General features: G+C 58.4%; 9 protein-coding genes and 3 pseudogenes. 8 read left to right on the top strand and 4 right to left on the bottom strand.

The features are described 5' to 3' along the window. The 7 genes from WBB85_RS18905 to WBB85_RS18935 all read left to right on the top strand — a co-directional run. Nucleotides 1-860 (top strand): sugar ABC transporter substrate-binding protein (locus tag WBB85_RS18905; RefSeq protein WP_432640141.1); only part of this gene is annotated, 860 nt, incomplete at its 5' end. 70 nt (nucleotides 861-930) lie between these two features. Further along, nucleotides 931-1,719, top strand: a complete 789-nt coding sequence (locus WBB85_RS18910) for an SDR family NAD(P)-dependent oxidoreductase (protein ID WP_432640142.1) — start codon at nucleotides 931-933, stop codon at nucleotides 1,717-1,719. A 31-nt stretch (nucleotides 1,720-1,750) separates the two neighbouring features. Next, nucleotides 1,751-2,725 (top strand): ABC transporter permease, encoded by a 975-nt coding sequence (locus WBB85_RS18915; RefSeq protein WP_432640143.1) that lies wholly within the window; start codon nucleotides 1,751-1,753, stop codon nucleotides 2,723-2,725. A gap of 11 nt (nucleotides 2,726-2,736) precedes the next feature. Then, entirely contained in the window at nucleotides 2,737-3,738 is a 1,002-nt protein-coding gene (locus WBB85_RS18920) for an ABC transporter permease (RefSeq protein WP_432640144.1), read from the top strand. Then, a complete protein-coding gene (locus WBB85_RS18925; protein WP_432640145.1) occupies nucleotides 3,735-5,246 on the top strand; it encodes a sugar ABC transporter ATP-binding protein in 1,512 nt (503 codons plus the stop codon). Before WBB85_RS18920 ends, WBB85_RS18925 begins: the two co-directional genes overlap by 4 nt. Next, on the top strand, nucleotides 5,246-6,112 hold the full coding sequence (locus WBB85_RS18930; RefSeq protein ID WP_432640146.1) for an NAD(P)-dependent oxidoreductase: 867 nt from the start codon (nucleotides 5,246-5,248) through the stop codon (nucleotides 6,110-6,112). Before WBB85_RS18925 ends, WBB85_RS18930 begins: the two co-directional genes overlap by 1 nt. Further along, nucleotides 6,109-6,816: a ThuA domain-containing protein gene (locus WBB85_RS18935; RefSeq protein WP_432640147.1), complete on the top strand. Its 708-nt coding sequence runs from the start codon at nucleotides 6,109-6,111 to the stop codon at nucleotides 6,814-6,816. Before WBB85_RS18930 ends, WBB85_RS18935 begins: the two co-directional genes overlap by 4 nt. Before the next feature lie 50 nt (nucleotides 6,817-6,866). Here WBB85_RS18935 and WBB85_RS18940 read toward each other — a convergent pair. Beyond that, nucleotides 6,867-7,370 (bottom strand): annotated as a pseudogene (locus WBB85_RS18940) (IS21 family transposase); the annotation flags it as partial. Between the two features lie 105 nt (nucleotides 7,371-7,475). Between WBB85_RS18940 and WBB85_RS18945 the strand changes: the two are divergent. Next, nucleotides 7,476-7,946: pseudogene (locus tag WBB85_RS18945) on the top strand (transposase); the annotation flags it as partial. A 773-nt stretch (nucleotides 7,947-8,719) separates the two neighbouring features. Here the strand turns inward: WBB85_RS18945 and WBB85_RS18950 are convergent. The 3 genes and pseudogenes from WBB85_RS18950 to WBB85_RS18960 all read right to left on the bottom strand — a co-directional run. After that, nucleotides 8,720-9,238 (bottom strand): hypothetical protein, encoded by a 519-nt coding sequence (locus WBB85_RS18950; RefSeq protein WP_432640148.1) that lies wholly within the window; start codon nucleotides 9,236-9,238, stop codon nucleotides 8,720-8,722. 525 nt (nucleotides 9,239-9,763) lie between these two features. Then, on the bottom strand, nucleotides 9,764-10,141 hold the full coding sequence (locus WBB85_RS18955; RefSeq protein ID WP_432640149.1) for a hypothetical protein: 378 nt from the start codon (nucleotides 10,139-10,141) through the stop codon (nucleotides 9,764-9,766). A gap of 384 nt (nucleotides 10,142-10,525) precedes the next feature. Then, nucleotides 10,526-10,639: pseudogene (locus tag WBB85_RS18960) on the bottom strand (IS5/IS1182 family transposase); the annotation flags it as partial.

A 10,639-nucleotide genomic window follows, 5' to 3' on the forward strand; every position in this document is an offset into this window, starting at 1 on the left:
AGAACAATGTTGGCGTCGATAGCTACCAGACGACGTATGAAAAGGCGTTCATCGCCGCCGCCGAGGCCAATGCGGATGTCGAGGCGGTGGTTCTCGACGCAGGCGGCGATGTCGCGCGGCAAATCGCCCAGGTTCAGGACCTGATCCAGCAGGAAGTGGACGCGATCATCATCTGGCCGACCAATGGCGAGGCGGTGATCCCCGCCGTGCGCGAGGCCCACAAGGCCGGCATCCCGGTCATCGTGACCAATTCCAACATCGCCGAGCCTGGGTTCGAATTCGTGAAGTCGTTCTCGGGTCCGGACAACATCACCCAAGGATCGCGCTCGGCCGAGATCATGTGCGAGAAGTTCACCGAAATGGGCATTCAGGACGAGGCCAAGGTCGTTCAGATCTCGGGCCAGCCCGGCTACACGACCGCGATCGAACGCCAGAAAGGTTTTGACGACCGTCTGCCCGAGGTCTGTCCCAATGTCACCGTGCTCGAAACCCAGCCCGGCGATTGGAACCGTGAGAAGTCGCAGACCGTGATGGAGGCCTTCCTCGTAAAGTATGATGACATCGACGGCGTCTATGCCGGAGATGACAACATGGGCGTAGGCGCCCTGAACGCCGCCAAGGCCGCGGGCCGCGAGGGCATCATCTTTGTCGGCGCCACAAACTTCGCCGTCGGGTACGAGGCGATGGAAGCCGGTGAATACTGGGGCTCGATCTACCAGTCACCGGTCGACGATGCCGAGGCTGCGCTGAAGACCGCACTTGACATCCTCGGCGGCATCGAAGTGCCGTTCCTGAACTACTTCGATACGCCAAAGATCACTCAGGACAACATGAGCGAGTTCACAAAGCCGGTGTTCTGAGCTTTTGATCCGATGCGGGCGGACCAGCCGGTCCGCCCGGTCTTCTCAATTCAATATCGCCGGGGGCACCATGGGGCGCGTCACAGGCCGGTCTTGTATCGTGACCGGGGCAGCACAGGGTATCGGCCGCGCCATCGGCGAGGCGCTTCTCGATGAAGGCGCGGATGTCTGTTTCGCCGACATCAACACGGCCAAGGTCGCAACGGTCGTGCGCGAAAATGACGGGCGCGGCACAGGAAGGTCCATCGCCTGCGGCGTTGACGTGACCGACCGCGCCCAGGTCAGCGAGATGATCGCGAAGACGGTCGAGACCTTTGGCAAGCTTGACGTGAAGTTCAACAATGCCGGCGTCAACAAGCCGATGAACTTTCTCGACGTGACCGAGGAAAACTGGCGCATGATCATGGATATCAATGGTCTTGGCGTCATGATCGGCATGCAGGAGGCGGCAAAGCAGATGATCGCCCAGGGTTCGGGCGGCAAGATCATCAACACCGCCTCGATCGCCAGCCGCCAGGGATATGACAACGTGGCGCCCTATTGCGCGTCGAAATGGGCCGTTGTCTCGCTCACGCAGTCCGGGGCGAGGGATCTGGCCAAGCACAACATCACCGTTACCGGCTTCGCGCCGGGTGTCGTGGCCACTGAAATGTGGGAAGATGTTGACCGCGACCTGATGGCGATAGGGGCGGCCGAACGTCCGGGACAGGCGATGGAAGAATTCGCGGCGGATATATTGAAGGGACGCGTGGCGAAGCCAGCCGACATAACCGGCACTACGACGTTCCTTGCCTCGGCCGACAGCGATTACATGACCGGGCAGATCGTGATGATAGACGGGGGAATGACGCTTGTCTGAGGTCAGAGCGGAACAGGGGAGGAGGGCAACCATGTCCAATGGACGGTTGAAATCACTGACCGGCATGCTGGCGCGCCACGGCATTCTCGTGGCATTTGCGCTTTTCATGATCGGTTTCACCATCGCCAATCAAAGGTTCCTCGGGCTCGACAACGTCCTTGGGGTGATCCGGTCGTCCGCAATCCTCGGCGTGATGGCGCTTGGCGTCACCTTCGTCGTCGTGAGCGGAAATCTCGACCTTTCGGTCGGATCGATGATGTCGTTCTCGACCATCGTCGTCCTCGATTTGCATGACAAGCTTGGCCCGTCACTGGCGATCCCCGCCATGTTTGCGTTGACCATGGCGCTTGGCGCTTTCATCGGGTTTCTGGTCGGCTATCTGAAGCTCAACTCGCTGATCGTAACGCTCGGGATGCTGTCGGCAATCCACGGGCTGACGCTGACATATTCCGGCGGCAAGAACATGGACATCGCCGACAAATCTGGCACCTGGTTTTCGGTCTTCGGGCAGGGTTCCGTCTTCGGCATCCCGGTGCCTGTCCTGATCTTCGGATTGCTGGCCCTGTTTCTGACAATGCTTCTGGCGAAAACCCCGTTCGGGCGAAAGGTCTATGCCGTCGGCGGCAACGGAACCGCCGCGACCTTCTCCGGCATCCCACGCGCCCGCGTCGTGTTCATGACCTACATTATCTCATCCTTCTGCGTTGCCACCGCCGGTCTGCTGCAAGCCAGCCGCTCACTCGGCAGCCAGAACACCGTGGGTCAGGGGCTGGAACTGGACGTGCTCGCCGCGGTCATTCTTGGCGGCGCGTCGCTCCTCGGCGGGTCCGGCACGGTCTTCAAGACAGTGATCGGGGTTCTGATCCTTGGATTCATCCAGAACGGCCTGCTGCTCGTCGGGTTGCAGTTCTACGTCCAGTACGTCGTGACCTGGGTCATCATCATTCTCGCGGTCTGGCTCGACATTGCGGCCAAGCGCGGCCGGCTCTTGTCGCCAATCGCTTGAGGGGGCGGATCATGCATACCGATAGAAAGACCAAACTCTTCAAGCAAAGCGCCATCTGGGGCTTCATCGTGATCGAGTTGATCTTCTTCAGCGTCGCGGGCCACTTCTTCTCGGTATCGGACAAGGCTTTCATGGACGGGGCGAACATGCTTCTGCTGTTCAAGCAGTCCGCACCGATCGGGATCATCGCCCTTGGCATGACAATCGTGATGATCAACGGCAATATCGACCTGTCAGTCGGCGCAACCTACGCGCTTTGCGCCATCATAATGCTCGACTCCATGACCTGGCCGATCTTTGCAGGACTTGGCGACTGGGTGATCCCGGTGGCCTGGCTTCTGGCACTTGGCACCGGCATGATCCTCGGTCTGATCAACGGTTTCATCGTCTGGAAGACCGGCGTCGATGCCTTCATCGTGACACTCGGATCGATGCTGGGATTTCGCGGCCTCGTCTTCATGTATAACGGCGAGCAGCCGACCTCGCATCTGAACTGGACCCTGGTCGACATTGCCGAGGCCGACCTGTTCGGCATTGAGACGCCAACCATCGTCTTTGTGGTCTTCACGATATTGATCTGGCTTCTGATGACGAAAACTGTGCATGGCCGCAACGCCTATGCGATTGGTGATAACCGTGAAGCCGCCGTCAATGCGGGGATCAAGGTCGGTCCGCACATGGTCTTGAACTTCGTCCTGATCGGCTTTCTCGCGGCGCTAAGTGCTGTGGTCTTCTATTCCGCCAGTGGTTCGGTGAACCCCAATGACGGGACGCTTTACGAGTTGTGGGTGATCACCGCCGTGGTCCTCGGTGGCACCAAGCTGATCGGCGGCAGCGGGTCGGTGATCTCGACCTTCGGTGGTGTCATCGCAATCCAACTCCTGCGCAAGGGGCTTGGACATATTGGCGCCGACACGGCGATGGTCAATCTGGTCATCGGCCTGATCCTGATCGCGGTGCTGTTCCTCGACAAGCAACTGAACCGCAAAGGCCGGGAGGAGTTGAAGATATGACCGCGCAAAAGCCAGCCCTTCGGCTTGAAGGGATCGTAAAGACCTTCCCCGGCGTCCGTGCGCTCGACGGCGTATCGTTCGAGGTGATGCCGGGCGAGGTTCACGCGCTGCTGGGCGAGAACGGTGCCGGAAAGTCGACGCTGATGAAGGTTCTGGGCGGCATCTATCAGCCCGACGATGGCACGATCTTTATCGACGAGACTCCCGTCACGATGGGCTCTCCGCTTGATGCCAAGGCCAAGGGCGTCGTCTTCATCCACCAGGAACTCAGCCTCTCCGAAGAGCTTTCTGTGGCCGAGAACATCTATCTTGGCGAACTGCCCGCAAAGAGCTTTGGTCGCGTCGACTGGGACAAGCTGCATTCCGATTCCGCCGCGATCCTGAAGCGGCTGAACTGCAAATTCACACCGCAGACCATCGTCGGCGACCTGTCCATCGCCAACAAGCAGATGGTGGAGATCGCCCGCGCGTTGACCGTCGACGCGAAAGCGGTGATCTTTGATGAGCCGACGGCCTCGCTGACCGATGCCGAAAAGGTCGTGCTGTTCGACATCATCAACGACCTCAGCCAGCAGGGCGTCGGTATCGTTTATATCTCGCACCGTATGGACGAGATTTTCACGATTTCCACGAAGATCTCCGTCCTTCGCGACGGCGAATACCGCGGCTCGCTCACCACGGCCGAGACCAACGAGGACGAGGTGACGCAGTTGATGATCGGCCGCAGCCTCGACCTTGGCCAGAAGGTCGAACATGCCCAGACCGGCAAGGTCGCGATCGAGGTCAGGAACCTCTCTTGCGGATCGCTTTATCACGACGTCAACTTCAAGGTCCGGGCGGGCGAGGTCGTCGGCTTCTACGGGCTTGTCGGCGCGGGCCGGACCGAGATAGCCGAAACGCTCTTCGGCCTTCGCACGCCCACCGAAGGCACCATCCTCCTTGATGGCGAAGAGGTGCGCATCCATTCGCCCGTCGATGCGATCCGCCACGGGATTTCACTAGTTCCCGAGGATCGCAAGGGGCAGGGGCTGGTCCTTGGCATGAACTGCCGTGACAACATGACCCTGCCGCAGGTCGGCGACCTGACCGCGGGGCCTTTTGTGTCGGACGGGGCCGAGATTGCGATCTTCGACCAGTACCGCGACAAGCTGGCGATCAAGACGCCAAGCTGGCGGCAGCGGGCGGGCAACTTGTCGGGCGGCAACCAGCAAAAGATCGTTATCGGCAAATGGCTGTCGATGGCGCCGAAGGTGTTGATCGTCGACGAGCCGACGCGAGGAATTGACGTCGGATCGAAATCCGAGATCCACAACCTGATCCGCGACCTTGCCAAGCAGGGTTATGCGGTGATCGTCATCAGTTCGGAAATGCCCGAGGTGCTGCGCGTCTCCGACCGGGTCATCGCCATGTTCCACGGCGAGATCATCCGTGAATTCACCTCGGAGGAAGTGACCGAAGACAATCTCGTTCAGGCTATCTCGGGAATCCGGACAGACAAGGTCGCCTGATGAAGGTCGGCTTTGCAGGACTGGGGCGCATGGGCATACATATGGCGCGCAACCTCGTTCGTGCGGGCCATGTCATGACGGTGTGGAACCGCACGTCCGACAAGGCCGAGGCGTTCGGGCGGGATTGCGGCTGTGCCGTTGCGGCGACCCCGCGCTCTCTCTCCGCGGCCAGCGATGTCGTCGTTACAATGCTTGCCGATGATGCGTCATCTGAGGCAGTTCACCTTGGACCTGACGGGCTTTTCGCGGGCACCGCCCGGACTTTAATCGAGATGGGCACAATGAGTCCCGATCATATCCGGACCCTTGCCGCGGCAGCCCCCACCGGTGCCACCGTCATCGACGCGCCTGTCTCGGGCGCGACACAAGCGGCCGAGGCGGCAGAGCTGATGATCATGGCGGGATGCACCGAAACAATCGCCGCCCCGCTGATGCCGCTATTCGACGCGATGGGGCGGCAGGTAATCTGCCTTGGCCGCCCTGGTGCCGGATCGGTCATGAAACTCGCCGTCAATTCGCTGATCCACGGGCTGAACCAGACACTGGCCGAGGCGATGACGCTGGCCGAGGCCGCAGGCATTGCCCCCGAAGCCGCCTTCGATGCGATCGAGGCCTCGGCCGCCGCTGCACCAATGCTGAAATACCGCCGTCCGCTCTACCTTGATGAGGCGGCGCATGATGTGACCTTCACCGTCAGCCTTGCCCGCAAGGACATGGAGGTCACCGCCGCCCTTGCCCGGTCACTCGGTACGCGGATGCCGCAAGGGCTGGCCACGCTTCAAACCCTGCAAGCCGCCGAAGCAGCCGGGTTCGCCCCGCGCGACATGGCCGCGATGCTTGCCTACATGCGAGAGACAAAGACATGAAAGCAGCGCTTTTCGTCGGCGGCTGGGAAGGCCACGCACCCACAGATTTCGCCGACTGGTACGCGGCGCTGTTGCGCGACAACGGCTTCACGGTGAACGTCTATGATACGCTCGAACCGTTGGAACGGCCCGAAGACCTCGTCGATATTGACCTGATCACGCCGATCTGGTCCTCGGCCCGCTCCGGTCACCGCGAAGAGTTTGGCAATATGACGAAGCCGCAGGAAGACGGCCTTCTGAAGCTGATCGCCAATGGCTGCGGCATCGCAGGTTGGCACGGCCATATGGGCGACGCTTTCCGCGACCGCCCGACCTACCATTTCCTGATCGGCGGCCAGTTCGTGGCCCATCCGCCGGGCTGGCCAGACAACCTGCAGCCCCGTGAGGATTACATCGACTACGATGTGACGATTTGCAAACCGAACGACCCGATCGTCGAAGGCATCCGCAGTTTCCGCCTGACAACCGAACAATATTACATGCTGGTCGATCCCTCGAACGAGGTGCTGGCAACCACCACCTTTTCCGGCGATCACCTCTGGTGGATCGAAGGCACGGTGATCCCGGTGGTCTGGAAACGACGCTGGGACAAGGGGCGGGTCTTTTATTGCTCCATCGGGCATGAGCTTGACGATCTGAAAGTGCCGCAAGTGACCGAGATCATCCGCCGCGGCGCTATCTGGGCGGCGCGGCAAAACGGGTGAGGCGACGCCCCGTTCCGGTCAGGCCCTGAACTGATCCCCTCATTCGGTGCATACGCTCGGACAAACGGCATCCGGCTATGACAGAGGCGAACATGGGCGACCTTCACGGTCGTGGTGACACCATCGATCAGAACGATCTCGTGGCTCCAATCGAACTGATAGGCTTCACCAGGATCAAAACTGAGTGGAACATAGGCGTTGGCCGACGCTTCCTGCGTCGCCTTCGACCAACTGGCTGCGTAGCGCCGCACAGCATCGTAACCGCCCCCGTAGCCGCGGTTGCGCAACTCCTCATAGATTCGGACAAGCGTCAGGCGCTGCCGCTTCGGTCGACGCGCGTTCTCGGCCAGCAACTCGTCCAGTTCCGACCGCCAGGGATCGATCTGCGGTCGAGGTTGCGTCGTGCGGTCGTAGGTGAACTCGGTTGCCCCAGATCGGATGACCTTGCGCACCGTATTGCGAGACAATCGGAGCTCCCGGCAAATCTGCTTGATCGACCTACCTTCGATGAAATGCGCGCGCCTGATCTTCGCGATCGTCTCCACAACCAACATCCCCTGACTGCTCCCTCATGCTCTTGAGGAAGCTTCTGATCAGAATTATCAGGGGGGTCACTTTTGGACGCCGATTACCCCAATATGGGGGTCAAAATTGCATGCCGTTTCACACTGTTTGACACCTATCGTGAGTTGGACTGACGGGTAAAACGGGCCGCAAGCCTAGACGAAACCTGCCTGCGCTTCATGGCGATCCCTGGCGTGGGGCCAATTGCAGCTTTGACGTTCAAAGTCGCGGTGGATGATCCCAGCCGCTTTACCAGTTCAAGAACAGTCGCCGCCCACTTTGGCCTGACGCCACGACGATACCAGTCTGGGGAAACGGACAACCCCGGCCGCATCTCGAAGGCCGGTGATCCGGATGTACGTTCGGCACTTTACGCTGCCGCAAACGCGATGATGATGCGTTCGGTTGCCGGATCAGAGATCAAAAGCTGGGGCCTGCGATTGATGCGCCGCAAAGGCCGCCGTCGCGCTGTCGTCGCTGTTGCCAGAAAGCTCGCCGTCATCATGCATCGCATGTGGGCGGACGACTCAGAGTTCCGTCAAAGACCGTTGGAGGGTACCGCATGAACTGACCCCCCAATGATCGATGACGGGATCGTCCCTCTACCGGACGAGGTTTGTGGATGACGCCGAAAACGGCTGCTGCGCCACTTGAAGCGCGAGACTAAGCTGGGCGCTCCACAACCGATCCGACACATGCGTGCAGCGGTCCAACCGAACCGGACCAACACTGACTGCGAAGAGAAGCTTGACCCGGATGAGAGACAACGATCCCCCAAGTTACGGGAAACAAACAGATGAAATAGACTTGACCCAAACGCCCGATTAGAGAAGTTGCCGTTCCAGAAAGTTCATGCCACCTTCATTTGAATTGTTTTCTTGGGGTAATCTAATATGAGCTTGGGGTTTCATCGAAGAGACGATGGCAGTCGAAGAGTAACCAATCGGCAAATCGATTTTGTTGGGTGGGTTTTGTTCATGCTTTCAGCATCTTCCTTCATCATTGCGAGCGTTGGAAGTTTCTGGGCAATGACAGGCAGCATCTTCTTTCTTGTGGCGTGTATCGTTTTCATCATCCCCTTTTTCCGTAAAGATGGAGCTGGATGAATTGCCTTCAGCTTTCGTCAAGTATGGGCCAGCCTCGCCATGGCCAACGTCAACTCTGCGCGCTTCTCAACCGTTCATGCGCGGCGCAGCATTCGGTAGATTGGGCTCTTCGCGGCCATTAGATCGTTCGCAGCATGTTTGCAGAGCAGGTTGCCCTGCCCCATCAAGGCCGGCCCAAATGAGACATTGACAGCAGCTATCGACGCCGCGGTGCAGCTTCACCAAAGCAGACATCATATAGAATGGCCGAAAAGTGGTTTTACCGGCTCAATTCGGTATCTCTTCTTGAACTCGTTAAGCACCATTTCGAGCGTCGCCTCAAACGCGCTCTGGTCAAACATCATAGTTTTCTTTGCTTCGTGGAGATACCGCCAGTCGATAAATGCATCTTTGTGCTGTGAAAGAATGTCACGAATACCGTAGTCGACAAAAAAGACACTGGGATGACGAGGGTTTACTAATCGCTTGAACTCCTCGTCAAGCCTCTGCTGGCTTTCGGGCAGCAAGGCATCAAACAGCCTTGTCAGGTCATGCGACTTGACTACATTTGGATCGTCGTAGTCAAAAACGAACCATGCCTTGAGCGCCAGTTCCATCGAAAGCGCCAGCAGCATTGGCTCTACGCCGACATGTTCGCGATCCAACCAGTCTTCAGCCTCTGCAAAACGCTGGTCTGGAAAGCTCTTTGTTTTGCGCAAAATCGCCCTGGCGGCATCGCCAATCCTGATTGCTGTCGATAGTCGAGCGCTCATCGTTAGTCCTCTAGTTTGTCCGTACCCAGATTGGAGACCAAGCGGCCCCCTATGTATGAATTCAATCGCACGGAGTCGACGGCCCAGTGCTGCCTTCTCCGACAGTGACTGGCCGCGCTGAACCTTCCCAGGGCCGGACGTTCCGGTTAGAGTGCAGAAAAGCGTGGGGACAATGTGAAAGCCAGAGTAGTGGGCAGCCTCGTAGGGGCATCTTTGGGCTTCGTTGTAGGAGGCGGCACCGGCATCGTCGGAGGCTACTTCGGAGCAATTGCAGGAGTAACCGTCTTCACTGCCATTGGGGCCGCTTGGGGTTGGAGCGCTGGCCCGGATCTCGCTCGAATAGTTCAGCGATGGAGGAGCAGGTAAAGCTCGGCCCTGAGCCGCCCTTGACCGTCCAGCTCCGATGCTGCAGCCGCAGCCCGCTTTCCGGACATTCGCTGCAGTGGCAAAACCTGAAGATCGTCCTACTCACATGTTGGAGGTTGCAGAGACACTCACCGCAACCTCCAATCTAGTGATCATTTTTCATTCGACGTCTTTGTCAGCCCTTTGGTCGGCGTAAGCTTTCAGCATCGTTTGCGTGTACTCTACGGTGCTTTTGGTGTGCTCACCCAACCCGGGCCAAGCAAAGGGCAACTCCCGCAGACAGAGTTCTTGATCAACATTTATCCCAAGTTGAGCCGCAACTGCGAGTGCTGAAATAGGTTCCTTGTGCTCCGGCCAGAGGTCTTCATCAAAGGTGATGCATACATCATTGTCATCATGAACAAAGATATCGGCGAATAAAGCACCCAACCGCTCACTAACGTTCGAAGCATCTTCAACAAGTGCACTTCGCATGAGTAGAGTTATCTTTTCGGCATCTAAATCCAGTTTCAGTGGTGTATCCGCAATATCGACCACTTGCTCCGGCCTCCCTTGCTTCTCTTTGTCAGAAAATGGCTTTGGCTGTGCATCATGCTCTTCAAGCCACCAAGGACTTTCGAAGATATTGAGTGGAGACGCGTCACAACGTGGGCAATGCCAAAGACTCCTGGCAATCTGTTCGCCAGTTATCGAAGTGTCACAATGCAAGCAGAACCACTTATCTGACTCAGCTCCGTTTAAGGGATGACGGACGAGACCGTCTTTGTCTGGCTTTGTAGAACGTCTTGGCCAATCTGATGCTATTCCCGCACGAACCTGTTCAGCTCGTTTGATCGCGATGCCGAGCGCTTCTTGCTGAAATGCGGCTTCATAAACTGGAGCCTCGTGCTCAATCTGTTTTGCGATCTCTAGGGTCAGGATTCATAACCAATAGATGACGGTTGCTGCAAGCGCGATGGCCGAGAGGAAGACCTTCGGACACCTGTCGTAGCGAGTTGCCACGCGCCTCCAGTCTTTGAGCCTGCCGAACATGAT

This window comes from Albidovulum sp., from assembly GCF_049646345.1.
Lineage (GTDB): Bacteria > Pseudomonadota > Alphaproteobacteria > Rhodobacterales > Rhodobacteraceae > Albidovulum.